Source organism: Variovorax pasteuri (assembly GCF_051216435.1).
In the GTDB taxonomy this organism is placed as follows: domain Bacteria; phylum Pseudomonadota; class Gammaproteobacteria; order Burkholderiales; family Burkholderiaceae_C; genus Variovorax.
Window position 1 is genome coordinate 735,627 of record NZ_JBPJZS010000002.1, and the last position, 22,089, is coordinate 757,715.

General features: G+C 68.9%; 20 protein-coding genes. 11 read left to right on the forward strand and 9 right to left on the reverse strand.

Features of this window, described 5'->3' with window-relative positions; translation table 11 throughout:
- The first annotated feature begins 5 nt into the window (after nucleotides 1-5).
- From yjgA to ACSFBM_RS10575, 3 genes are all read left to right on the forward strand, one after another.
- Nucleotides 6-662 carry a ribosome biogenesis factor YjgA gene (gene yjgA, locus ACSFBM_RS10565; RefSeq protein WP_435436576.1) on the forward strand — a complete coding sequence of 219 codons (657 nt, stop codon included), beginning with the start codon at nucleotides 6-8 and terminating at the stop codon, nucleotides 660-662.
- Between the two features lie 133 nt (nucleotides 663-795).
- Nucleotides 796-1,386 carry a molybdopterin adenylyltransferase gene (gene mog / locus ACSFBM_RS10570; RefSeq protein WP_435484286.1) on the forward strand — a complete coding sequence of 197 codons (591 nt, stop codon included), beginning with the start codon at nucleotides 796-798 and terminating at the stop codon, nucleotides 1,384-1,386.
- A gap of 14 nt (nucleotides 1,387-1,400) precedes the next feature.
- Entirely contained in the window at nucleotides 1,401-2,567 is a 1,167-nt protein-coding gene (locus ACSFBM_RS10575) for a hypothetical protein (protein WP_435484287.1), read from the forward strand.
- A 25-nt stretch (nucleotides 2,568-2,592) separates the two neighbouring features.
- Here the strand turns inward: ACSFBM_RS10575 and ACSFBM_RS10580 are convergent, their stop codons facing one another.
- The 5 genes from ACSFBM_RS10580 to czcI form a co-directional block, all read right to left on the reverse strand.
- Nucleotides 2,593-3,522 (reverse strand): cation diffusion facilitator family transporter, encoded by a 930-nt coding sequence (locus ACSFBM_RS10580; protein WP_435484288.1) that lies wholly within the window; start codon nucleotides 3,520-3,522, stop codon nucleotides 2,593-2,595.
- Nucleotides 3,512-6,751, reverse strand: coding sequence for a CusA/CzcA family heavy metal efflux RND transporter (locus tag ACSFBM_RS10585; RefSeq protein ID WP_435484289.1), 3,240 nt, complete (start codon nucleotides 6,749-6,751; stop codon nucleotides 3,512-3,514). The genes ACSFBM_RS10580 and ACSFBM_RS10585 overlap by 11 nt, the downstream gene beginning before the upstream one ends.
- Nucleotides 6,752-6,760: 9 nt before the next feature.
- Nucleotides 6,761-8,194, reverse strand: a complete 1,434-nt coding sequence (locus tag ACSFBM_RS10590) for an efflux RND transporter periplasmic adaptor subunit (protein ID WP_435484290.1) — start codon at nucleotides 8,192-8,194, stop codon at nucleotides 6,761-6,763.
- Nucleotides 8,195-8,213: 19 nt separating this feature from the next.
- Entirely contained in the window at nucleotides 8,214-9,557 is a 1,344-nt protein-coding gene (locus tag ACSFBM_RS10595) for a TolC family protein (RefSeq protein ID WP_435484291.1), read from the reverse strand.
- A 98-nt stretch (nucleotides 9,558-9,655) separates the two neighbouring features.
- Nucleotides 9,656-10,030, reverse strand: coding sequence for a cation efflux protein, CzcI family (gene czcI, locus ACSFBM_RS10600; protein WP_435484292.1), 375 nt, complete (start codon nucleotides 10,028-10,030; stop codon nucleotides 9,656-9,658).
- Between the two features lie 161 nt (nucleotides 10,031-10,191).
- On the opposite strand from czcI, the gene ACSFBM_RS10605 reads away from it, so the two are divergent.
- Entirely contained in the window at nucleotides 10,192-10,869 is a 678-nt protein-coding gene (locus ACSFBM_RS10605; RefSeq protein ID WP_435436568.1) for a heavy metal response regulator transcription factor, read from the forward strand.
- On the forward strand, nucleotides 10,866-12,197 hold the full coding sequence (locus ACSFBM_RS10610) for a heavy metal sensor histidine kinase (RefSeq protein ID WP_435484293.1): 1,332 nt from the start codon (nucleotides 10,866-10,868) through the stop codon (nucleotides 12,195-12,197). The genes ACSFBM_RS10605 and ACSFBM_RS10610 overlap by 4 nt, the downstream gene beginning before the upstream one ends.
- 24 nt (nucleotides 12,198-12,221) lie before the next feature.
- Here ACSFBM_RS10610 and ACSFBM_RS10615 read toward each other — a convergent pair whose 3' ends face one another.
- The gene (locus tag ACSFBM_RS10615) at nucleotides 12,222-13,487 is read right to left on the reverse strand and encodes a cation:proton antiporter (RefSeq protein ID WP_435436566.1); all 1,266 of its coding nucleotides are present in this window, start codon (nucleotides 13,485-13,487) and stop codon (nucleotides 12,222-12,224) included.
- Between the two features lie 113 nt (nucleotides 13,488-13,600).
- On the opposite strand from ACSFBM_RS10615, the gene ACSFBM_RS10620 reads away from it, so the two are divergent.
- Nucleotides 13,601-14,299 (forward strand): hypothetical protein, encoded by a 699-nt coding sequence (locus ACSFBM_RS10620; RefSeq protein ID WP_435484294.1) that lies wholly within the window; start codon nucleotides 13,601-13,603, stop codon nucleotides 14,297-14,299.
- A 3-nt stretch (nucleotides 14,300-14,302) separates the two neighbouring features.
- Here ACSFBM_RS10620 and ACSFBM_RS10625 read toward each other — a convergent pair whose 3' ends face one another.
- Complete coding sequence (locus ACSFBM_RS10625; protein ID WP_435484295.1) at nucleotides 14,303-16,672, reverse strand: heavy metal translocating P-type ATPase; 2,370 nt, start codon at nucleotides 16,670-16,672, stop codon at nucleotides 14,303-14,305.
- A 70-nt stretch (nucleotides 16,673-16,742) separates the two neighbouring features.
- Between ACSFBM_RS10625 and cadR the strand changes: the two genes are divergently transcribed.
- The 5 genes from cadR (at nucleotide 16,743) to ACSFBM_RS10650 (ending at nucleotide 20,465) form a co-directional block, all read left to right on the forward strand.
- Nucleotides 16,743-17,213 (forward strand): Cd(II)/Pb(II)-responsive transcriptional regulator, encoded by a 471-nt coding sequence (cadR, locus tag ACSFBM_RS10630; RefSeq protein ID WP_435484296.1) that lies wholly within the window; start codon nucleotides 16,743-16,745, stop codon nucleotides 17,211-17,213.
- Between the two features lie 176 nt (nucleotides 17,214-17,389).
- Nucleotides 17,390-17,587 carry a CsbD family protein gene (locus tag ACSFBM_RS10635; RefSeq protein WP_435436562.1) on the forward strand — a complete coding sequence of 66 codons (198 nt, stop codon included), beginning with the start codon at nucleotides 17,390-17,392 and terminating at the stop codon, nucleotides 17,585-17,587.
- Between the two features lie 44 nt (nucleotides 17,588-17,631).
- Nucleotides 17,632-17,880 carry a CsbD family protein gene (locus ACSFBM_RS10640; RefSeq protein WP_435484297.1) on the forward strand — a complete coding sequence of 83 codons (249 nt, stop codon included), beginning with the start codon at nucleotides 17,632-17,634 and terminating at the stop codon, nucleotides 17,878-17,880.
- A 37-nt stretch (nucleotides 17,881-17,917) separates the two neighbouring features.
- Nucleotides 17,918-18,892 carry a hypothetical protein gene (locus tag ACSFBM_RS10645; protein ID WP_435436560.1) on the forward strand — a complete coding sequence of 325 codons (975 nt, stop codon included), beginning with the start codon at nucleotides 17,918-17,920 and terminating at the stop codon, nucleotides 18,890-18,892.
- A gap of 85 nt (nucleotides 18,893-18,977) precedes the next feature.
- Nucleotides 18,978-20,465 (forward strand): PAS domain S-box protein, encoded by a 1,488-nt coding sequence (locus tag ACSFBM_RS10650; RefSeq protein ID WP_435484298.1) that lies wholly within the window; start codon nucleotides 18,978-18,980, stop codon nucleotides 20,463-20,465.
- A 9-nt stretch (nucleotides 20,466-20,474) separates the two neighbouring features.
- Here the strand turns inward: ACSFBM_RS10650 and cysE are convergent, their stop codons facing one another.
- Both cysE and ACSFBM_RS10660 read right to left on the reverse strand, forming a co-directional pair.
- On the reverse strand, nucleotides 20,475-21,266 hold the full coding sequence (gene cysE, locus ACSFBM_RS10655; RefSeq protein WP_435484791.1) for a serine O-acetyltransferase: 792 nt from the start codon (nucleotides 21,264-21,266) through the stop codon (nucleotides 20,475-20,477).
- Between the two features lie 57 nt (nucleotides 21,267-21,323).
- A complete protein-coding gene (locus tag ACSFBM_RS10660; RefSeq protein ID WP_435484299.1) occupies nucleotides 21,324-22,079 on the reverse strand; it encodes an RNA methyltransferase in 756 nt (251 codons plus the stop codon).
- Nucleotides 22,080-22,089: the final 10 nt, after the last annotated feature.

A 22,089-nucleotide genomic window follows, 5' to 3' on the forward strand; every position in this document is an offset into this window, starting at 1 on the left:
ATCTCATGTCCCGCAAACCCAAAAAAGGCTATTTCGTCCGTGGCCAGTTCGTCGCCGAAGGCAGCGAACTCGACCTGGAGCTCAAGCGCGAGCTCAAGGGCACCGACGAATCCAGCCGCACCGATCTCAAGCGCGAAAGCGACGAACTGCAAAAGCTCGGCGAGGAACTGCTCGGCCTGCGCGCGGCCCTGTTCGATGCGCTGCCGCTCGGCGAGAAGCTCGTCGATGCCGTCATCGAAGCCAAGCGCATCACCAATTTCGAGGGCAAGCGCCGGCAGATGCAGTTCATCGGCAAGCTGATGCGCAAGCTCGACGAGCCCACGCTGGAAGCCGTCAAGCTCGCCCTGACCGAGCAGAACACCGTGCCGGCCGCCGAGGCCGCCGCCCTGCACGAGGCCGAACGCTGGCGCGACCGCCTGATCGCCGACGACGACGCCCTCGGCGGCTGGATCGAAACGCACCCCGCCACCGATTCGCAGCAACTGCGCGCCCTGGTGCGCCAGGCCCGCAAGGACATGAAGACCGGCCCGGCCGGCGAAGCGCCGCGGCAGGGCAAGGCCTACCGCGAGATCTTCCAGTTGATCCGCCAGCAACTGGCCGTGCACGGCGGCGACGACCATGCCGCGGCGGCAGCGGCACAGGACCGGGAAGAGGACGCATGAGTCCGCGGTCTTTCTCCCTCCCCCGCTGGGGGAGGGCCGGGGTGGGGGCACGACGGCCTTTGCGAATGCGCAGCGCCTCACCAAAAGCCCGCCCCCATCCCCACCTTCCCCCAGAGGCGGAAGGAGCAACACCATGAGCGCACCCGACGCCGTTCGCATCGGCATCGTCTCGGTCAGCGACCGCGCCTCCAGTGGCACCTACGAAGACAAGGGCCTGCCTGCGCTGAAGGAATGGCTAGGCCGCGCACTGAAGAACCCGATCGAATTCGAGCCCCGGCTGATCCCCGACGAGGCCGCGCGCATCAGTGCCACGCTGGTCGAGCTGGTCGACGCCGGCTGCTCGCTGGTGCTCACCACCGGTGGCACCGGCCCCGCCCTGCGCGACGTGACGCCCGAGGCCACGCTGGCCGTGGGCGACAAGGAAATGCCCGGCTTCGGCGAGCAGATGCGCCAGATCAGCCTGCGCTTCGTGCCCACCGCGATCCTGTCGCGCCAGGTGGCGGTGATTCGCGGCCAGAGCCTGATCCTCAACCTGCCCGGCCAGCCCAAGGCGATTGCGGAGACGCTCGAAGGCCTGAAGGACGCCGACGGCACCCAGCTCGTGCCCGGCATCTTCGCGGCAGTGCCCTACTGCATCGACCTGATCGGCGGGCCATACCTCGAGACGGACGACACGGTCTGCAAGGCCTTCCGGCCCAAATCGGCCATCCGCCAAAACCGCTGAAGGCGCATCGAACGATGCTGGCGGCGGTCTACCGCACCTATTCGGACATTGCCAACGCCAGCCGGCTGCTGGCGGACTGCGCGGCGCAGGCCGTGTCTTGGCGCTGGGCCACCGAGTCGATGGGCGAAGCCACGCCCTTCATGCGCGAGAACTACGGCGGGCCCGCGCCCCGATGGCTGGCCGATGACAAGGCCGACCCCGAGCGCCACATGCACCACGGCTTCGACGCCGAGGGCCGCCTGGTGCTGCAGTGCCAAAGCCGTGGCCGCGTCACCGCATGGCTGCACGAAGCCGACCGGCGCACCGCCCTGGACCTGGACGTGTACGAAGAAGGCGCGCCCCGGCTCGCCACGGTCACCCAGTACCGCTACCGCCCCGACGGCCTGCTCGGCTCGCAGCACATCAGCCGCGGCCACGAGGGCTTCGACACGCGCTACGTCTGGGAGAACGGGGAAAACGGGAAGAACGGCCGGCTCGAACGCGCCGTCACCTCCAACTGGGCCCAGACCCGCAAGACCTGGCTCTGCCAGGACGTCTACCGCTACACAGAGGCCGCGCAACTCGACACCATCACGCTCGAGTACCTCGGCGACGACGGCACCCCCAGTGGCGAAAGCCGCCTGAGCTACCGCCGCCCGCGCAAGGGCGAGACGCTCGCGAGCGTGGCCGCCAAGGTCGAGGCCTTGCTGCGGGACGAGATTGCGCGCGCCCTCGCGCAGATCCACTCGGACGAAAAGATCTACTGCCTGCTCATCTGCTACACGCAGGAAGACTTCGAGGCCGCGTGGCCGCCGTTCCTGGTGTGGGGCCTCGAGTCGACCCGGCGCCGCGTGCTGGAGACCGGAGAAGAGGTCAGCTACCACCTCTGGGCGCCCGACGAAATTCGCGCGGTGCAAGGCGACACGCACGAGCGCTGGCTCGACGACGCGGCGCTGAAGGAAGCCTGCCTGCTGCACGGCCAGTTCATGGCGCTGCGGCAAAGCACGGCCTCGGCAATGCGCGTGCTGAAGAACCTCGCGGCGCATTTCAACGCGCCCGCCGCGCACGCCATGCTGAACACGACCGACGATTTCGTCGTCGCCCGCGCGGACAACACCGGCGAGATCGATCCGCTGAAAGCCATGAAGGCCGCCATCGCGCCCGAGCGCTGGGCCCTGCTCAAGGCGCGCGGGCAGGTCTGACGTCTGAACGCGGCTTGCCGCGGGCTCAGGCCGGCGCCGGCCCGAAGCCATGGCTCTCGGCGGCCTGCTCGCAGGACACGCGCTCGACCTGCACGGTGGAATGGTGGATGTCGAAGCGCTCCGCCAGCAACGCGCGCAATCTCAACGTCAGCGGCGCCAGGTCGGCCGTGCCCGGCGTGCACACCACGTGCACGCTGAGGCTCACCTTGCCGCTCGACAGGGCCCACACGTGCAGGTCGTGCACGCTGGCCACGCCCTCGCCGCCGAGCAGCGCGCGCTCGACGGCGGGCAGGTCCACGTCGTCGGGCACGCCTTCCAGCAGCACGTTCAGGCTCTCGCGCAGCAGTCGCCACGTGCGCGGCAGCACCCACAGCCCGATGGCCACCGCGACCACCGAGTCGACCCACGCCCAGCCCGTGAAGCGGATCACCAGCGCACCCACGATCACGCCGACCGAGCCCAGCATGTCGGCCCACACTTCCAGGTACGCGCCCTTCACGTTGAGGCTGTCGTCCTTGCCCGCCGCCAGGATGCGCATGCTCGCGAAGTTGACGGCCAGCCCGCCCACGGCCACCCAGAGCATGGTGCCCGACGCGATCTCGGCCGGCGACGAGAGCCGTCGCCAGGCCTCGTACAGCACATACATCGCCACCGCGAACAGCAGCACGGCATTGAGCATCGCCGCCAGGATCTCGAAGCGGTAGTACCCGAAGGTGCGCCGCCGGTCGGCCGGCCGGCGGCCGATGCGGATGGCCGCCAGCGAAATGGCCAGCGCCGCCGTGTCGGTGAACATGTGGGCCGCGTCGGAGAGCAACGCCAGGCTGCCGGACCACAACCCGCCCGCCACCTCGATCACCAGGTAGGTGGTGGTCAGCAGCAGCGCCCAGCGCAGCGCCTTCTCGTTGCCGCCCGCGCCATGCGAATGGCCGTGGGCCTGGGAATGGTCATGGGCCATGTGAACCTTGCGTGGCGGGTGTGGGGGGTGTAGCGGGTGCCAGCGGCGTGCCGTGCTGCGTTTCGTCCGCTTCCTGCCGCACCTCGTCCTCGTCGCGCCGGTGCGCCATGCGGTAGAGCAGCGGCAGCACCAGCAGCGTGAGCGCAGTCGAGGAAAGGATACCGCCGATCACCACCGTGGCCAGCGGCCGCTGCACCTCGGCGCCCGTGCCGGTGGCGATGGCCATCGGCACGAAGCCCAGCGAGGCGACCAGCGCCGTCATCAGCACCGGCCGCAGCCGCGTGAGCGCGCCTTCTCGGATGGCCGCGTCCAGCGCTAGGCCGTTGTCGCGCAGGTTGCGGATGAACGAGATCATCACCAGCCCGTTGAGCACCGCCACGCCCGACAGCGCGATGAAGCCCACCGCCGCCGAAATGGACAGCGGAATGTCGCGCAGCCACAGCGCCACGATGCCGCCCGTGAGCGCGAACGGGATGCCGGTGAACACCAGCAGGCCGTCCTTGAGGTTGCCGAACATCGCGAACAGCAGCGTGAGCACCAGCAGCAGCGACACCGGCACCACCACCTGCAGCCGCTCGGTGGCCGACGCCAGGTTCTCGTACTGGCCGCCCCATACCGTCCAGTAGCCGGCGGGGATCTTCACGTTGCGCATGGCTTCCTCGGCCTCGGCCACGAAGGAACCCAGGTCGCGCCCGCGCACGTTGGCGCTCACCACGATGCGGCGCTTGCCGTCTTCGCGGCTCACCTGGTTGGGGCCGGGCGCAATGTCGAGCGTGGCCACCTCGCCCAGCGGAATGAAGCTGGTGCGCAGGCCCTCGGTGCCGGCGCCCTTGGGCAGCGCCACGGGCAGCCGCTTGATGGCTTCCAGGTCGGTGCGCAGGTTTTCCGGCAGCCGCACGATGATGTCGAAGCGCCGGTCGCCGTCGAACAGCGTGCCGGCCTCGCGCCCGCCCACCGCGATGGAAATCGCGTCCTGCACGTCACCCACGTTCAGGCCGTAGCGCGCGGTCTTCTGGCGGTCGATGTTCACGGTGAGCATCGGCAGGCCGGTGGTCTGCTCGACCTTCACCTCGGCCGCGCCGGGGATCTTGCCGAGCGCCTGCGACACCTCGGCCGCCGTCTGGTTGAGCACGTCCATGTCGTCGCCGAAGATCTTCACGGCCACGTCGCTGCGCACGCCCGAGATCAGCTCGTTGAAGCGCAGCTGGATGGGCTGCGAGAACTCGTAGTTGTTGCCCGGCAGCTTTTCCACTTCTTCCTGCACGGCGGCGAGCAGCTCGGCGCGCGTGCGTCGTGACGCGCCGTCGACCGCGGGCCACTCGCTCTCGGGCTTGAGCATGATGTAGCCGTCGGAGATGTTCGGCGGCATCGGGTCGGACGCGATCTCGGCCGTGCCGGTGCGCGCGAACACGCGCTCGATTTCCGGAAACTTCGCCTTCAGCGTGCTTTCCAGCTGCTTCTGCATCTGGACCGACTGCGTGAGGCTGGTGCCCGGAATGCGCAGCGCCTGGATGGCGAAGTCGCCCTCGCTCAGGCTGGGCACGAACTCCGTGCCCAGGCGCGTGGCCAGCAGGCCCGACAGCACCACGGCCACCGCGGCCACGGTGATGACCAGCGCCTTGGCTTGCATCACGCGCGCCAGCAGCGGCTCGTAGCCGCGCTTGGCCCACAGCATCAAGCGGTTTTCCTTCTCGCTGACCTTGTTGCCGATGAACAGCGCCACGGCCGCGGGAATGAAGGTGATCGACAAGATCATTGCGCCCAGCAGCGCAATCACCACGGTGAAGGCCATCGGGTGGAACAGCTTGCCCTCCACGCCCGTGAGCGCAAAGATCGGCAGGTACACGATCATGATGATCAGCTGGCCGAACAGCAGCGGGCGCCGCGCCTCCTGCGAGGCTGCGAACACCTCGTGGAAGCGCTCGCTGCGCGTGAGCGGCCGCCCGTGCTTCGCCTGCGCATGGGCCAGGCGCCGCACGCAGTTCTCCACGATCACCACCGCCCCGTCGACGATGATGCCGAAGTCCAGCGCCCCCAGGCTCATGAGGTTGGCGCTGACCTTCTGGTTCACCATGCCGGTGAAGGTGAACAGCATCGACAGCGGAATCACCAGCGCAGTGATCAGCGCCGCGCGGATGTTGCCCAGGAACAGGAACAGCACGGCAATGACCAGCACCGCGCCCTCGAACAGGTTCTTCTTCACGGTGGCGATGGCCTTGTCGACCAGCACCGTGCGGTCGTACACGGTGACCGCCTTCACGCCCGCGGGCAACGTGCGGTTGACCTCCTGCATCTTCCTGTCGACCGCCTGCGACACGGTGCGGCTGTTCTCGCCGATCAGCATGAACACCGTGCCCAGCACCACCTCGCGGCCGTTGTCGGTGGCCGCGCCCGTGCGCAGCTCCTGCCCGATGCCGACCTCGGCCACGTCCTGCACGCGCAGCGGAATGCCGCCCGCGTTGCCAAGAATGACGTTGCCGATGTCTTCGGCCGACTTCACCTGCCCAGGCGCGCGAATGAGGTACTGCTCGCCGCGCTTCTCGATGTAGCCCGCGCCCACGTTGGCGTTGTTGCGCTCCAGCGCGGTGACCAGGTCGGTCATGCTCAGGCCGTGGGCCAGCAGCTTGGCCGGGTCGGGCGCGATCTGGAACTCCTTGGCGTAGCCGCCGATGGAGTTGATCTCGGTCACGCCGGCCACGTTGCGCAGCTGCGGCTTGATGATCCAGTCCTGGATCTCGCGCAGGTCCGTCGGCGAATACGGCTGGCCGTCGGCCTTCTTCGCGCCCTCTTCCGCCTCCACGGTCCAGAGGTAGATCTCGCCCAGGCCGGTCGAGATGGGCCCGATCACCGGCGAGATGCCGCTGGGCATGCTCTCGCGCGCCGACTGGATGCGCTCGTTCACGAGCTGGCGCGCGAAGTAGATGTCGGTGCCGTCCTTGAAGATCACCGTCACCTGCGACAGGCCGTAGCGCGACAGCGAGCGCGTCTGCTGCAGGCCGGGCAGCCCGGCCATGACGGTCTCGATCGGGTAGGTCACGCGCTGCTCGGTCTCCAGGGGGGAGTAGCCGGGCGTGGCGGTGTTGATCTGCACCTGCACGTTGGTGATGTCGGGCACCGCGTCGATGGGGAGCTTCTGGTAGCTGAACACGCCCAGCGCCGCCATGCCGAGCACGGCGAGCAGCACGAACCAGCGCTGCGCAATGGAAAAACCGATGATGCGTTCGAACATGCGGCGTCCTCAGTGCGTGTGCGTGGCCGAGCTCTTGCCCTGCTGCGACTTCACGACGAAGCTGCCGCTCGCGGCATAGGCAGCGCCGGGCGTCAGGCCGCCGACGATCTCCACGCGCTTGCCGTCGCTGCGCCCCGTCTGCACGTGCTGCGGCACGAAGCCGCCGGGCACGCGCAGGAACACCGTGGGCTTGTCTTCCACCGTTTGAATCGCTTCGGCCGACACGGTCACGGGCGCGTCGGTCTCCGAGGCCACCAGCTCAACGTTCACGAACAGGCCCGGGCGCCAGATGCGCTGCGGGTTGGTCAGCGTGACGCGCGCGGTGGCGGTGCGCGTCTGCGCGCCGATGAGCGAGCCCACGTAAGACACCTTGCCGGCGGCCGTCTGGTCGAAGGCACTGGCGCGAATGGTCACCGGCTCGCCGATGCGCACCAGGTTCAGGTTGCCGGCGGCCACGCTGATCTCGGCCCACACGCTCGACAGGTCGGAAATGGTGAACACGTTGACGTCTTCCTTCACCGACTCGCCCAGCGCGATGTGCTTCTCGACCACCATGCCGTCGAAGGGCGCGCGCAACTCGTAGCGACCGAGCGCGGCCGAGCCCGGGGTGGCGCCCAGCGCCAGCAGCTTCTGGTTGGCGTTGGCCACCTCGATCCGGGCCTCCTGCATGGCCTGCTCGGCCTGCAGGTAGTCCTGCTGCGGGGAGATCTTTTCTTCCCACAGCTTCTTCTCGCGCTCGTAGGTGGTGCGGGCCAGCGCCAGCCGGCGCTGCGCCGTCTGCAGCGCGCTGCGCTGCTCCGACAGCGAAGGGCTCGACAGCACGGCCAGCACCTGGCCTCGCTTGACCTCCTGCCCCAGGTCGGCCGACACGCCCTCGACCACGCCCGCCACGCGCGGCACCACGTGGGCCGTGCGGTCTTCGTTGAACTTGATCTCGCCGGGCAGCTGCAGCGCGAGCTTGATGCGCGCGGGGCCGGCGCTTGCGATGGCGATGTCGGCGGCCTTGACCTGCGCGTCGGTGAAGGCGATCTTTTCTTCGCCTTCCTCGTGTGCCTTGTGTTCCTTGTGTTCCTTGTCCTCGCCGCCCTCCTTGCCAGGCGCGGCGGCAGCCTTGCCCGGTGCGCCACCCTCGGGTTTCTTGCCCTCGGCGTGGTGCTCCTTGTCGGCATGGCCTGCGGCCTCGCCGTGGTCGTGGTCGTGGTCCTTGTCCGCTTCCTTGGTCGTTTCCTTGCCGGCCTCCTTGCCGTGGGCCTCGCCCTCTTCGTGGTGCTCGCCGTCGCCGTGCCCGGCCGCTTCGGCGTGGCCGGCCGCCTCGGGCTTGGCGGGCGAGGTGCGCAGAATCATCGCGCCGGCGCCTAGCCCCACGGCGAGGACCACTGCGATGGCGATCCACTGCTTCTTGCCGATGCGCTCGGCCACTGGTTTGCGTTCTTGTGCGTTCATGGTGTGTGGAATTTGGGGTTCAGCGCGCGACGGGCGTCGCGAGCGGGAGTGCAAGGGCGGCGTCGTCGCCGTGGCGGCCCAGCAGCCGGTCGAGGTCGCCGGCCGCGCGGTGCGCGTCGGCCAGCGCCAGCAGGTACTGCGCGCGCACCTGGAACAGCGTGCGTTGCGCGTCCAGCGCCTCCAGGAAGCTGAACTTGCCGAGTTCGAAGCCCTTGGTCGCGGCCTTGTAGGCGGTCTCGGCGCCGGGCAGCGCGTCACGCTGCAGCGTCTGGGCGGTGGCGCGCGCGGAGTTCAGGCGCTCGGTGGCCTGGGCCACGTCGGTGCCCAGCTGCAGCTCGGCAGCGGCCAGTTCGTCGCGCGCCTTCTCCTCGCGGCTCAGCGCCTCGGCCACGTTGCCGCGGTTGGTGTCGAAGATCGGCAGCGGAATCGACAGCCCCACCACCACCTGGTTGCGCCGCCCGCCGCCCGTCTCGCCTTCGGAAGACGGCACGCGCTTGGCACCGAGCGACACGGTCACGTCGGGCATGCGTTTGGCCTGCTCCAGCTCGGACAGCGCCCGGCGCCGTTCGACCTCGAGCCGCGCCTGCCGCACCACGGGCGCGGCGGCCAGCAGGCTTTGCATGTCCTGTGCCGGCGCCATGGCCGGCAGCTGGTCGACCGCGCCGTCCACCTGCGTGAAGCGCGGGGCCGCGTTGCCCCACAGCGCGGCCAGTTGCTGGCGCGCCGAGCGCAGCGTGCCTTCGGCCTGCAGCAACTCGACGCGAATGCCCGCCTCGGCCACGCGCGCCCTGGTTTCTTCCAGCGGCGAGACCTTGCCGGCGGCCACGCGGTTGGCGGCCGCGCGGGTGCCCGACTGCGCAAGGCCCACCGAATCCTGCGCAAGGCGCAGCCGCTCCTGCGCGGTCAGCACCTCGAAGAAGGCAGTGACGGTGGCCGCGCGAATCTCGGCGCGGCGCGCGTCCAGCGCCGACGCGGCCTGGTCGCGCGCGCGCTCGGCCGCCGTCACCCGCGCCGCGCGCTTGCCGCCCAGTTCGAGGGGCTGGTTCAGCATCAGCGTGGTGGTGCGGTTGTCGCGGCGCAGGTCTTCCACCTGCGCGTCGAGCGTGGGGTTGGGCCAGGCGCCGGCCTGCACGATGGCGGCCTCGGTCGCGTCCTGCTCGCGCGATGCGGCGTACAGGCCCGGGTTGGCCTGCAGCGCCATCGCGAGCGCGGCCTGCAGATTCAGCGGGCCGGAGGGCTCCAGCGTGCGCGTGGCCGCACGGGAGGACGAGTAAGGGGAGCCGGCCGAGGTCTGCACGACCTGCGAAAAAACCGGGGGCGCCGCCAAGGCCAAGACGGCCAGCGGCACGAAGAGCGTGCGCATCGAATTCTCCTGGGTTGCAAAACAACGGACGGACGAATTCGGCGAGAAAGGCTCAGCTGATGATGAAGATCAGAAGGTGGGTGGGTTCTCTCGCCGAATCAGAGGGCGAGAGACCAGTCGGGCCGCACGGGAACGTCGGCGATGTGCGAGGCGAAGCGCTCGGCGGGCGTCATGCGGGGCGCCTGCGCGATGCGGGCCGCGGCCAGCGCCGGCTCGGTCGAGGCGTCGGCATGCTGTGCCCAGCCTGCATGGCAGACCGCGCAGTCGCCGACCACGGCATTGGGCTGCGTGCTCGAATTTTTCTGCGCACCCTCGCCGCTGTGGCTGCGGTCGGTGTCGCGGCCTTCGCTGTCGTGGTGGCCCCAGTGCTCGGGCTGCTTGTCGCGCTCGTGCTGGCAGTACGCCGATGCCGCGGCCCAGCTGAGCTGCAGCGGCAAGAGAGCAAGCAGGAAGATGAGGAGCCAGCGGCGCATGGAGGCAAAAAGTATATCGGCGGCCTTCGGCGCGTCCTGCGTCAAAGCCCCTGCTATCCGCAGGCCCGGCGCAATGTATGACGCCAAGGGGAGCGTTTGTCCGTCAATAGGATTACTAAATCGTAACCGGCGTAGCGAAAGCGCTTCGTTACCATCTAACGATGCGAATTCTTGTCATTGAAGATGAGCCCAAACTCGGCGATTACCTCAAGAAGGGACTCGAAGAGAACGGCTACGTGGTGGATATCGCGCGCGATGGCATCGAAGGAAAGTACCTTGCGACGGAGGGCGACTACGCCCTTGTCCTGCTCGACGTGATGCTTCCCGGCATCGACGGCTTCGGCGTGCTGCAGGCCATACGCCGCACGAAGAACGTTCCGGTGCTGGTGCTCACCGCGCGCGACAAGGTTGAAGACCGCGTGCAGGGGCTGCAGCAAGGCGCGGACGACTACCTCGTCAAACCCTTTTCGTTTTCAGAGCTGCTGGCCCGCGTGCAGGCGCTGCTGCGGCGCGGCAAGCCGCAGGAATCGACCCATCTCCGGCTGGCCGACCTCGAGGTCGACCTCATCAGCCGCAAATGCGCACGCAACCGCACACGCCTGGAGCTCACGGCCAAGGAGTTCACGCTGCTCGTCGTGCTGCTGCGCCGGCGCGGCCAGATCCTCTCGCGCACCACGCTCGCCGAGCAGGTGTGGGACATGAACTTCGACAGCGACACCAACGTGGTGGAAGTCGCCATCCGCCGCCTGCGCAGCAAGCTGGACGACCCGTTCGACGTGAAGCTGCTGCACACGGTGCGCGGCATGGGCTACGTGCTGGAAGACCGCTCCTGGGCATGAGCCCGCGGCCGCAACGGCTCTCGCTGCAGCGCCGGCTGTCGCTCTGGTTCGCCGCGCAGACCCTGTTCGGCCTGAGCGTGGTCTGCCTGGCGGTGTACATGGTCACGGCCTGGAGTTTCGGGCAGAAGCAGGAAGACGAGATCAGCCAGAAGGCCGTGCTGGTACAGCACCTGCTGCAGGAGGCTGAAAAAGGCGGCGACCTGGTGTTCCTGCGGCACAAGCTGGACGACTTCTTCTCGATGCAGGACGACGTGTCGCTGCGCATCTCGCACGCAGGCCGCGAGCTCTTCCAGTCCGCCCCCGCGCCGGGCGCCCACTGGATGCGGCGCGACCTGGAGGTGCCCTGGACGCAGGGCGGCACGACCCTGCAGCTGTCCGTACAGCTTGGCGTGAACATGGAGCAGGAGGCGCGGCTGCTGCGGCGCCTGGCGTGGACGCTGCTGGGCGCCGTGGTGCTGGGCACCGCGCTGGTCTCGCTCACGGGCATGTGGCTGGTGCGGCGCGGCCTGCGCCCGCTGAAGGCGCTGGCCGACCGCACCGCGGCCATGGCGCCCGACAAGGCCAACCAACCCATCGACGCCATGGCCTTCGCCGAAGAGCTTCGCCCGTGGATCACGCAGTTCAACGCGCTGCTGCTGCGGGTGCAGCGGGCCTATGTGCAGTTGGAGTCCTTCAACGCCGACGTGGCGCACGAGCTGCGCACGCCGCTGGCCAACCTGATCGGCTCGACCGAGCTGGCGCTCACCCGCCCGCGCAGCAACGAGGAGCTGCAGACGGTGCTGGCGTCCAACCTCGAGGAAATCGGACGGCTGTCGGGCATCGTCACCGACATGCTGTTCCTGTCGCAGGCCGAGCGCGGCGGGGCGATGCGCAAGCGGGCGGCCACGCAGCTGGCCGTGCAGGCCGCCGACGTGATCGACTTCTACGACGCCATGCTGGAAGAAGCCGGCCTGCGCGCCGAGGTGCGGGGCGACGCCACGGCCGACGTGGACGCCGCGCTGATCCGGCGCGCCCTGTTCAACCTGCTGGGCAACGCGATCCGCTTTGCCGCGCCGGCCTCGACCTTGCGCATCGAGATCGGGGAACACAACGCGAACGAGTTCTCCGTGGCCGTGGTCAACCAGGGCGAGCCGATCGACCCGGCAGCCCTGCCCCGCCTGTTCGAGCGCTTCTACCGCGCCGCGCACGCCCGCGACGGCTCCACCCGGCACCACGGCCTGGGCCTGTCGATCGTGGAAGCCATTGCGCGCATGCACGGCGGGCGCGTGTTCGCGTCGAGCCAGGGCGGCGAGACGCGCATCGGGTTCACGGTGCGGCGCGGGGACTGAGCCGCCCCGGCGGCAAGCCCGTCGTCAGGACTTGGCCGCCGCGCCGACCTCTGCAGTGCCGGCCGGCACGCTCGCCTTGCGGCCGATGAACAGGTTGATCAGCGGCCCGGTCATCGCGGTGGTCACCAGCGCCATCACCAGCAGCATCGTGAACAGCTCGGGGCCGATGAGGCCGGCGTCCAGCCCGATCTTCATGACGATGAGCTCCATCAGCCCGCGCGCGTTCATCAGCGAGCCGGTGGCCAGGCTGTCGCGCCAGCCGTAGCCGGCCATGCGCGCGCCGATGGCGCCGCCGGCAATCTTGCCGAAGGCGGCCACGCCCAGGATGAGCATCATGGCGCCGAAGCCCGCACCCGAGAACGCGCTGGACGTGGTGCCCAGCCCCGCCAGCGCGAAGAACAGCGGCATCAGCACCACGATCGAGATCGGCTCGATGCGCTCGGTCAGCGACTTCAGCAACCGGTCGTCGCGCGGCAGGCAGGCGCCGAACAGGAAGGCGCCGAACACGGCATGCAGGTGCAGCCACTCGGTGACCAGCGCGGTGGCCAGCAGGCCGATCATCAGCGCGGCCATCAGCGTGATCGACGGCTCGCCCTCGGGCGCCTTGGTGCGCAGCAGCCAGGCGAAGGCCGGCTTGACGGCCAGGAACAGCACGCAGAGCACCACCACCATGCCCAGCGTGGTCTTCAGCAGGCCGTGGAAGCCCTCGCCCGCGCCGACCATCGCCACCACGAAGGCCAGCAGGATCCAGGCGAACACGTCGACCACCGCGGCCGCGCCGAGCGACAGCTGGCCAAAGGAAGTGCGCGTCATGCCGCGGTCCTTCAGGATGCGCGCCATCACCGGGAACGCGGTGATCGACAGCGCCGCCGCGATGAACAGCGCGAAAGGCCAGAAGCCCACGCCGGCCGGCGCCAGCGAGGGATGCAGCGCGGGCGCGATGGCAATGCCCAGCGCGGCCGGCACCACGGTGCTCAACACGCCCACGTAGCCGGCAGAGCGCAACTGCTCGCGCACGCCCTGCGACGCCCGCAGCTCCAGGCCGACCACGAACATGAACAGCACCAGCCCCAGCGTGGACAGCGACGAGAGCCCCTGCAGCGACTCCTTGGAGAACAGCTGCGCATGCAGCGAAGGAAACAGCGCGCCCATGACGACCGGGCCCAGCATCAGCCCCGCCGCCATTTCGCCCACGACACTGGGTTGGCCCACGTAGCGAAGCACCCAGCCGCAGACGCGCGCGGTGGTGAGGATCACGATGAGTTGCAGCAGCAGCGAGGTGGCGGACATGGATCGGATCGCTTCGTTGACAAAAGTGTCCGCAATGTTAGTTCGAACCCGGTTCGCGGCGCCAGAGGCTCGCCAGGCCGGGGGATGCAATGGCATGATGGCCCGCACCCGCCATGGAGTTCCTCAAGTTCATCCGCTCCGTCGAAGAGCTTCTGTATGAAGTGATGACGTGGCTGCTCTTCTATCCCAGGACGTTCTGGCGCGTCCTGCGGCACCCGCTGGCCCTGGCAGCAAAGGCCGAAGCCGAACTGAGCGAGCCCGACGAAGAGCAGTTCACCGATCTCGTGAGCCCGCCGCTGTTCCTGATGCTGTCGGTGCTGCTGATGCACATGGTCGAGGTGGGCCTGCACACCCAGCTGGCCAGCATCGGCAAGCCGACGCCGCTGGCCAGCCAGGTGCTCGCCTCCGAAACCAACCTGCTGATCTTCCGCGCCATTGCGTTCAGCATCTTCCCCATGTCGATGGCGGTGGGCCTGCTGGGCAGGCAGAAGCGCGCCATCGACCGCACGACGCTGCGCCGGCCGTTCTACCTGCAGTGCTTCCTGGCAACACCCTTCATGGTGGCCTGCTCGGCGGCCACCCTCTTCGGGCAGCACGTCTCGGGCGTGGCGGCGGGTGTCGTCGTGCTGGTGGCGACGGCCTGGTACCTGGGTGTAGAGACCGCATGGTTCCGTTCGCGGCTGGGCATCGGCCGCGGGCGGGCGCTGGCCATCTCGGTCTGGCTGCTGACGGTGGCGCTGGTGCTGGTCATGGGCGCGGGCCTGCTGATCTTCAATCCGACGCTGTCCACGGCCGGGCCTGCGAGCAGCTGAAGCTCAGCATGCCGCGCGCATCAGCCGCAGCCCGTTCGCCACCACCAGCAGGCTCGCGCCCATGTCCGCGAACACGGCCATCCACATGCTCGCGCTGCCGAACACGGCCAGCACGAAGAACACCGCCTTGATGCCCAGCGCCAGCGAAATGTTCTGCCACAGCACCGCATGCGCGCGGCGCGACAGGCGGATGGTCTCGGGAATGCGGCGCAGGTCGTCGTTCATGATGACCACGTCGGCCGCTTCCATGGCGGTGTCGGTGCCGGCGCCGCCCATGGCAAAGCCGATGTCCGCCTGCGCAAGCGCGGGGGCGTCGTTGATGCCGTCGCCGGTCATCGCAACGGCGCCGTAGCGCTGCTGCAGGGCCTTGATGGCGGCCAGCTTTTCTTCCGGCAGCAGGTTGCCGCGCACGTCCTCGATGCCGGCATGCGCGCCGATGCTCTTCGCGGTGGCGGCGTTGTCGCCGGTGAGCATGACGGGCACCACGCCCAGCGCGCGCAGCTCGGCCACTGCGGCCTGGGACGATTCCTTGATGGTGTCGGCCACGGCGAACAGCGCGAGCACGGCCTTGTCGGACGCCAGCAGCGTGACGGTGCGCCCGGCCTCTTCATGGCGCTGGAGCTCGGCCTCGAGTTCGGGCGAACACAGCCCGCGCTCTTCGATCAGGCGGTGGTTGCCCAGCACATAGGCCTGGCCCGCTACCGTGGCCTGCACGCCCCGCCCGGGCAGCGCGGTGAAGTCGCCCGCCTCTTCAAGCGCCGCCTCGCCCGCTTTCTCGCGCGGCCCCTTCAGCCCGTCGGCGATGGCCTTGGACACCGGGTGGTCCGAGCGGCCCGCGATGCTCGCGGCCGTTGCGAACACCACCGCCTCGTTGGCCGAGGCATCGAGCAGCGACGAGGCCACCAGCTTGGGCTTTCCTTCGGTGATGGTGCCGGTCTTGTCGAGCGCGATCGCCTTGAGCTTGCGCGCCTCCTCGAGGTAGGTGCCGCCCTTGATGAGAATGCCGCGCCGCGCGGCTGAGGCCAGCGCGCTCACCACGGTGACGGGCGTGGAGATGACCAGCGCGCACGGGCATGCGATGACCAGCAGCACCAGCGCCTTGTAGAGCGCCTGCAGCCACGTCCAGTCCATGAACAGCGGCGTGAACACGGCCACGGCCAGCGCCATCACGAACACCGTGGGCGTGTAGACGGCGGCGAAGCGATCGACGAAGCGTTGCGTCGGCGCGCGCGAGCCTTGCGCTTCCTCCACCGCATGGATGATGCGCGCGAGCGTGGTGTTGGCCGCCACCGCCGTCACGCGGAACTCCAGCGCGCCGGTCTGGTTGATGGTGCCCGCGAACACCGGGTCGCCCACGGTCTTGTCGACCGGAATGCTCTCGCCCGTGACCGGCGCCTGGTCGATGGCGCTCGTGCCCGCGGTGACAACGCCGTCCAGCGGCACACGCTCGCCGGGGCGGATGCGGGCCACGGCGTCCAGCGCGACGGCATTGGCCATCACGGACTGCCAGCTGCCGTCGGGCTGCTTCACTTCGGCCTGCTCGGGCGCGAGCGCCAGCAGGCCCTGGATGGCGTTGCGCGCGCGGTCGACGGCGCGGGCTTCGATGAGCTCGGCAATCGCGTACAGCGCCATCACCATCGCGGCCTCGGGCCACTGGCCGATGACGAACGCGCCGGTCACCGCCACGGCCATCAGGGCATTGATGTTCAGGCGGCCGCGCACCAATGCGGCAAAGCCCTTCTTGTAGGTGTCCAGGCCCGCCAGGCCGATGGCACCGAGCGCCAGCACCATCTCGGCGGCCATGAAACCCTTGCCCTCGAACCCCATGAACGAGATCGACTCGGCCGCCACGGCCAGCACCAGCGCGGCGATGAGGCGTACCAGGCCCACGCTCATGCCCGCGATCTGCGCGGGCGCGGCGGCGGCCTGCGTGCCCGATGCGGGGCCGCCCGCGGCGTTCAATGGCTCGGGCTTGAAGCCGGCCTTGCGGATGGCGGCCAGCGCCTCGGGCAACGCGCCGTCGTCGGTGGTGATGGCCATCGTGCGTTCGCCCAGGCGAAAGCGCAGCGCCTTGACGCCCGCCACGGGCTCGAGGGCGCGGCGGATTTCAGACTCTTCGACGGCGCAGTCCATGGTGGGGATGCGAAAGAGCAAGGCGCCTTTCGGCACGTCCGCCACATCGGGCGCCAGCGGCACCGGGCCGTGGCTGCCGGCGCAGCAGGCGTCGGCGGCATGCGAATGGGCGTGCGCATGGGCTTGGGTGGGCGCATGGTCATGGCCGTGACCGTGGTCATGACCGTGGCCGTGCCCGTGGTCGTCGGCATGTGAATGCGCATGTGGCGCGGGCTGCTTCAAGGCGTTCTCGTTCGTCATGCAACCGATTGGAAACCCTGAAGCAGGTGTAGAGTCAAACGCTCTTTTCCATTCGTTCATTTGCCGCATCATGAAAATCGGGGAACTGGCCAAGGTCGCGAACACGCCGGTCGAAACCATCCGGTACTACGAGCGCGAGCAATTGCTGCCCGAGCCCGCGCGCACCGACGGCAACTACCGCATCTACGACGAAGACCATGCCCAGCGCCTGGGCTTCATCCGCCGCTGCCGCTCGCTGGACATGACGCTCGACGAGATCCGCAGCCTGCTGAAATTCCGTGATGCGCCGCAGGAAGACTGCGGCCAGGTCAACCAGCTGCTGGACGACCACATCGGCCACGTGGCCGCGCGCATCGCGGAACTGAAGATGCTCGAGAAGCAACTGAAGGCGCTGCGCCTGCAGTGCGGCGGGCCGGCGTCGGCGAACAACTGCGGCATCCTGCAGGAGCTGGACACGGCGGCGGTCGCGCCCGAAGCCTTCGCGCAGCATGCGGGCCACGTGCATGGCGCGCTGCATCCGCCGGCCAAGCGCGCCGGCTGACCTCCACGCGGCGCCGCCTCCTACGCAGGCGTTGAGCACCCCTGAATTTGCCCCGTCTTCTGGAGCAAATGCACTAGGCCATCTGGTGCATACGCAGCTGTTTCGAGGCGCGGCGCAAACCTAACATTCCTTTCACCAGGCAGCTTCGCCTGGGCATTTTTCGAAAGGAATACGCCATGAACAAGAACACCGTCGAAGGCACGCTCAAGCAGGTCAAGGGCTCCGTGAAGGAAGCGCTCGGCAAGGTCACGGGCAACGACAAGCTCGAGGCCGAAGGCGCCACGGAAAAGGTCGAGGGCAAGGTGCAGGAAGGCGCAGGCAAGGCCCAGCAGGCCGCCAAGGACCTGGCCGACAAGGTGCGCCCGTCGAAGTGACCGCGCATCGCACCCTCCCCCACTGAATCAAGGAAAACAACACCATGTTCGAACGAACCGAAGGCGCGATGCAGAACATCGCAGGAAAGATCCAGGACGCCGTGGGCGGCGCCACGGGCAATGTCGGCACGCAGATCGAAGGCAAGGCACGCCAGGTTGCCGGGCGCACGCAGCAAGGCTACGGCGAAGTGCTGGCCCAGCTGCGCAGCGCGGCGCGCACCAGTCCCGTCGCCACGCTGGCGGCGGTGGCGGCCGTGAGCTTCATTGCCGGCTCGCTGTGGTCCCGGCGCTGAGCGCGCCGTCCCATTGAACATTCAGGGAAGCAACAACATGAACACCACCACCCTCCTGACGGCCGAAAGGCTGCGCCCTTGGCCGTCGCGCGTCTCCTGGGGCGCCGTCTTCGTCGGCCTGTTCCTCGCACTCGCCACCTACCTGTTCCTGGGCGTGCTCGGCACGGCCGTGGGCTCCGGCGCCATCGACGCGCTGGGCGAACGCAACCCGCTCGCCGGCTTCGGCACGGGCACCGGCCTGTGGGTCGGCGCGTCCACGCTCATCGCGCTGGCCGTGGGCGCCTTCTTCGCCGGCCGCTCGGCGCCGGGCAAGGGCATCCTGCACGGCGTGCTGTGCTGGGCGGTGACCACGCTGGTCACGGTCTACGCCATTTCATCGCTGGCAGGCGGCGTCATCGGCGCGGCCTCCGGCGTGGCGGGCACCGGCCTGTCGCTCGCCGGCCAGGGCGTGGCGGCCGCCGCACCCACGCTGGCGTCCGGCGTGAAAGACCAGCTGCAGAAGAACGGCATCAACTTCGACCTGTCTGACGCCCGCGCCCAGCTCGAAACCCTGCTGCGCCAGACCGGCAAGCCCGCGCTCGACCCCGACAAGCTGAAGGCCGACGCCCGTGCGGCGGCCAGCGACGGCAAGGCGAGCGCCGCTGACGCGGCCACCACGCCGCAGACCTCGGCGGACGATCTCGCGGCCTTCTTCGAGCGCCTGCGCCAGAAGGCGCAGCCCGGCCTGGACGCGGCCGACAAGGACGCGCTGGTGAACATCATTGCCGCGCGCACCGGCAAGAGCCGCGCCGAAGCCGAGCAGGTGGCGAACAACTACGAGCAGACCTTCAACCAGGCGGTCGCCAAGTACAACGCCTTCAAGCAGCAGGCCGAGCAGAAGGCCCGCGAAGCCGGCGACGCGGCGGCCAAGGGCGTGAGCCATGCCGCCTGGGCGGGCGTGATCGTTCTGCTGCTGGGCGCCCTGGTGTCGGGCGGCGCGGGCTTCCTGGGCCGGCGCAGCAGCCCCGACTGACCATAGAAAAAGCGGAAAGCACCGCTCTGCGCGGCCGGGTTCTAATGGCGCGCATGCGGGCTTTCCGCGGTTCGAGATGCACACGATGAACGATCGCGTTCTACAGACCCAGACCGACAGACGACAGCTCCAGCAGATCATCACCGGCCTCACCGAGGGCGTGATGCTCATCGAGCCCGACCAGCGCATCGTCTGGGCCAACGAGGCCGCGCTGAAGATGCACGGCGTCGGCACCGTGGCCGACCTGGGCGGCGACGTCACGCAGTACCGCGAGCGTTTTCGCCTGCGCTACCGCAACAACCACCCGCTGCAGGAAGGCCAGTACCCGATCGAGCGCGTGATCGCCGGCGAATGCTTCAGCGACGTGATCGTCGAGGTGTTTCCGGCGCACGACGAAACGGTGAACTGGGTGCACCGCGTGCGCAGCCTGGTGCTGACCAATACCGACGGCGAGCCCGACTGCCTCGCGCTCATCCTGCACGACGCCAGCGAGTGGGCCAGCGCCGAGAACCGCTTCGAGAAGACCTTCAATGCCAACCCGGCGCCCGCGGTGATCTGCCGCCTGAGCGACCAGCGCTACATCAAGGTCAACCAGGGCTTTCTGGAAATGACGGGCTATGTGCGCGAACAGGTCATCGGGCGCTCGGTGTACCAGCTGGACGTTTTCGAGAATGCCGACAAGCGCGACCTGGCGGTGGAGCGGCTGGGCGAAGGCGGCACCATCCCGCAGATGGAGGCCGAGCTGCGGCTGCCCGACGGCGGCCACAAGCCGGTGGTGGTGGCCGGCCAGCCGATCGACATCGGCGAGGAGGCCTGCATGCTCTTCACCTTCATGGACCTGGAGCCCCGCCGCAAGGCCGAGAGCACGCTGCGCCAGAGCGAGGAACGGTTCCAGAAGGCATTCCGCATGCTGCCCGTGCCCAGCGCCGTGCTGGGGGCGCAGGACCTGACGCTGCTCGACATCAACGAGGCGTTCACCGCGGTGACCGGCTACGCGGCCGAAGACCTGGTCGGTCGCGCCGCGGACACGGCCGGCATCTGGCTGGACGATGCGCGCGAGGCCATCGCGGCCCAGTTGGCGCAAAGCGGCAGCGTGAGGGCCGCCGAGTTCCGCGTCGGCCGCAAGGACGGCGAGCCCATCGACTGCCTGGTGTCCGCCGAGAACGTGACGATCAACGGCCAGGCCTGCGTGCTCATGGCCTGGCTGGACATCAGCGAGCGCAAGCGCTCCGAGCTGGAGCTGGTCAGCGCCATCGAGACCGTGATGAAGGACGCCTCCTGGTTCAGCAAGTCGCTGATCGAGAAGCTGGCCAACGTGAAGCGGCACAACGAGCAGGGCCGCGCCCCCCAACTGGACGACCTGACCCCGCGCGAGCGCGACGTGTTCGACGCCCTGTGCGAGGGCCAGGCCGACAAGGAGATCGCCAAGAAGCTCGGCGTGGCGCTGAGCACGGTGCGAAACCATGTGTCCACCGTGTACGCCAAGCTCGACGTGCACAGCCGCGGCGCGGTGGTGCTCTGGGCGCGCAACCACGGCTACTTCGTGGCGCGCCGCCCGCCGCCGGCGGACTGAAGCGCGGGCCTACTTGCCCACGAGCTGCGACAGCTTTTCCGCCTCGAAGCTCTGGTCGCGCGCCGCGTCGCACGGCACGCAGTCCTTGGTGCCCGGCTGGGCCGACAGCTTTTCGATGGCCTGCCACAGCAGCGCGATCTGGTGCTCCTGGCTGGAAGCGTTGTCGATCAGCCCGCGCATGGCCTGGCTCAGCGGATCGTCTTCCTGCGTGATGCCGTAGGCAGAGAACTTCTGCGGCGCGGCCACATCGGCGCTCTCGCCCGTCTTCGAGGGAATGATGCGTGCCGGAATGCCCACCGCCGTCGCCCCTGCCGGCACCGGCTTGATGACCACCGCGTTGCTGCCGATCTTCGCGCCGTCGCCGACCAGGAACCCGCCCAGCACCTTGGCGCCGGCACTCACCACCACGTTGCGGCCCAGCGTCGGGTGCCGCTTGGCGCCCTTGTAGAGCGAGGTGCCGCCCAGCGTCACGCCCTGGTAGATGGTGCAGCCGTCGCCGATCTCGGCGGTCTCGCCCACCACCACGCCCATGGCATGGTCGAAGAACACCCGTTCGCCGATCTTGGCCGCCGGGTGGATCTCGATGCCGGTCAGGCCGCGCGCGCAGTGCGCGATGAAACGGCCCGACCACTTGAAGCCGTGGTTCCAGCACGCGTGGGCCCAACGATGCAGCACCACGGCATGGAAGCCGGGGTAGAGCGTCACTACTTCCCAGGCGCTGCGGGCGGCCGGGTCGCGTTCGAGGATGCACCGGATGTCGGCGCGCAGTCGAGAGAACATCGCTGCCTTTGTTTTCGTTATATCGATAGGGGGCGCGCAGTCTATAACCCGCCGTCATCGCGTACAGGCAATGGGGGTTTACGGACCCGTCGGGTCCTTCGGGGCGGTTGCGCCGCGGGGCGGGCGCGTGGCGTCGCTCATGGCCTTGGCGATGCCGCGCAGGATGTGGATCTCTTCCGGCGTGGGCTGGGCCCGGTTGAACAGCTGCTGCAGCCGCGGCATGAGCTTCTTGGGCGCCTCCGGGTCCAGAAAGCCGATCTCCACCAGCGAGCGCTCCCAGTGGTCGAGCATGCCGGCCACGGCCTGCGCGTCGGCCTGCACGGAGGGCGTGGCCTCGCGCACGCCATAGCCGCCCAGGGCTAGGCGCCATTCGTAGGCCACCACCTGGATGGCCGCGCCCAGGTTGAGCGAGCCGAACTTCGGGTCGGTGGGAATGGTCAGCGCCACGTTGCAGCGGTACACGTCTTCGTTTCGCATGCCGAAACGCTCGGAGCCGAACAGGAAGGCGACATGCTGGTCGCCCTGCTTTCCCAGGGGTTCCAGGTATTCGCGCGGGCTGCGGGTGGGCGGGCCGAAGTCGCGCGCGATCATGGCCGTGGCGCACAGGTGGGTCACGCCGTCGAGGGCCTCGTCGAGCGTCTCGACGATGCGGGCGTTGGTCAGCACGTCGAGCGCGCCGCTGGCGCGCTGGATGGTTTCCTCGCGCCGCAGCACGTTGGCCCAGCGCGGTGCCACCAGCACGAGGTCGTCGAAACCCATGGTCTTCATGGCGCGGGCGGCGGCGCCCACATTGCCGGCGTGGCTGGTCTGGATCAGGATGAAACGGGTGCGCATGGCGGGTTGG

Excerpts from the sequence above, each read along its gene's own strand:
- yjgA (WP_435436576.1), top strand. The coding sequence starts at position 6 with ATGTCCCGCAAACCCAAAAAAGGCTATTTCGTCCGTGGCCAGTTCGTC.
- mog (WP_435484286.1), top strand. The coding sequence starts at position 796 with ATGAGCGCACCCGACGCCGTTCGCATCGGCATCGTCTCGGTCAGCGAC.
- ACSFBM_RS10575 (WP_435484287.1), top strand. The coding sequence starts at position 1,401 with ATGCTGGCGGCGGTCTACCGCACCTATTCGGACATTGCCAACGCCAGC.
- ACSFBM_RS10580 (WP_435484288.1), bottom strand. The coding sequence starts at position 3,522 with ATGGCCCATGACCATTCCCAGGCCCACGGCCATTCGCATGGCGCGGGC.
- ACSFBM_RS10585 (WP_435484289.1), bottom strand. The coding sequence starts at position 6,751 with ATGTTCGAACGCATCATCGGTTTTTCCATTGCGCAGCGCTGGTTCGTG.
- ACSFBM_RS10590 (WP_435484290.1), bottom strand. The coding sequence starts at position 8,194 with ATGAACGCACAAGAACGCAAACCAGTGGCCGAGCGCATCGGCAAGAAG.
- ACSFBM_RS10595 (WP_435484291.1), bottom strand. The coding sequence starts at position 9,557 with ATGCGCACGCTCTTCGTGCCGCTGGCCGTCTTGGCCTTGGCGGCGCCC.
- czcI (WP_435484292.1), bottom strand. The coding sequence starts at position 10,030 with ATGCGCCGCTGGCTCCTCATCTTCCTGCTTGCTCTCTTGCCGCTGCAG.
- ACSFBM_RS10605 (WP_435436568.1), top strand. The coding sequence starts at position 10,192 with ATGCGAATTCTTGTCATTGAAGATGAGCCCAAACTCGGCGATTACCTC.
- ACSFBM_RS10610 (WP_435484293.1), top strand. The coding sequence starts at position 10,866 with ATGAGCCCGCGGCCGCAACGGCTCTCGCTGCAGCGCCGGCTGTCGCTC.
- ACSFBM_RS10615 (WP_435436566.1), bottom strand. The coding sequence starts at position 13,487 with ATGTCCGCCACCTCGCTGCTGCTGCAACTCATCGTGATCCTCACCACC.
- ACSFBM_RS10620 (WP_435484294.1), top strand. The coding sequence starts at position 13,601 with ATGGAGTTCCTCAAGTTCATCCGCTCCGTCGAAGAGCTTCTGTATGAA.
- ACSFBM_RS10625 (WP_435484295.1), bottom strand. The coding sequence starts at position 16,672 with ATGACGAACGAGAACGCCTTGAAGCAGCCCGCGCCACATGCGCATTCA.
- cadR (WP_435484296.1), top strand. The coding sequence starts at position 16,743 with ATGAAAATCGGGGAACTGGCCAAGGTCGCGAACACGCCGGTCGAAACC.
- ACSFBM_RS10635 (WP_435436562.1), top strand. The coding sequence starts at position 17,390 with ATGAACAAGAACACCGTCGAAGGCACGCTCAAGCAGGTCAAGGGCTCC.
- ACSFBM_RS10640 (WP_435484297.1), top strand. The coding sequence starts at position 17,632 with ATGTTCGAACGAACCGAAGGCGCGATGCAGAACATCGCAGGAAAGATC.
- ACSFBM_RS10645 (WP_435436560.1), top strand. The coding sequence starts at position 17,918 with ATGAACACCACCACCCTCCTGACGGCCGAAAGGCTGCGCCCTTGGCCG.
- ACSFBM_RS10650 (WP_435484298.1), top strand. The coding sequence starts at position 18,978 with ATGAACGATCGCGTTCTACAGACCCAGACCGACAGACGACAGCTCCAG.
- ACSFBM_RS10660 (WP_435484299.1), bottom strand. The coding sequence starts at position 22,079 with ATGCGCACCCGTTTCATCCTGATCCAGACCAGCCACGCCGGCAATGTG.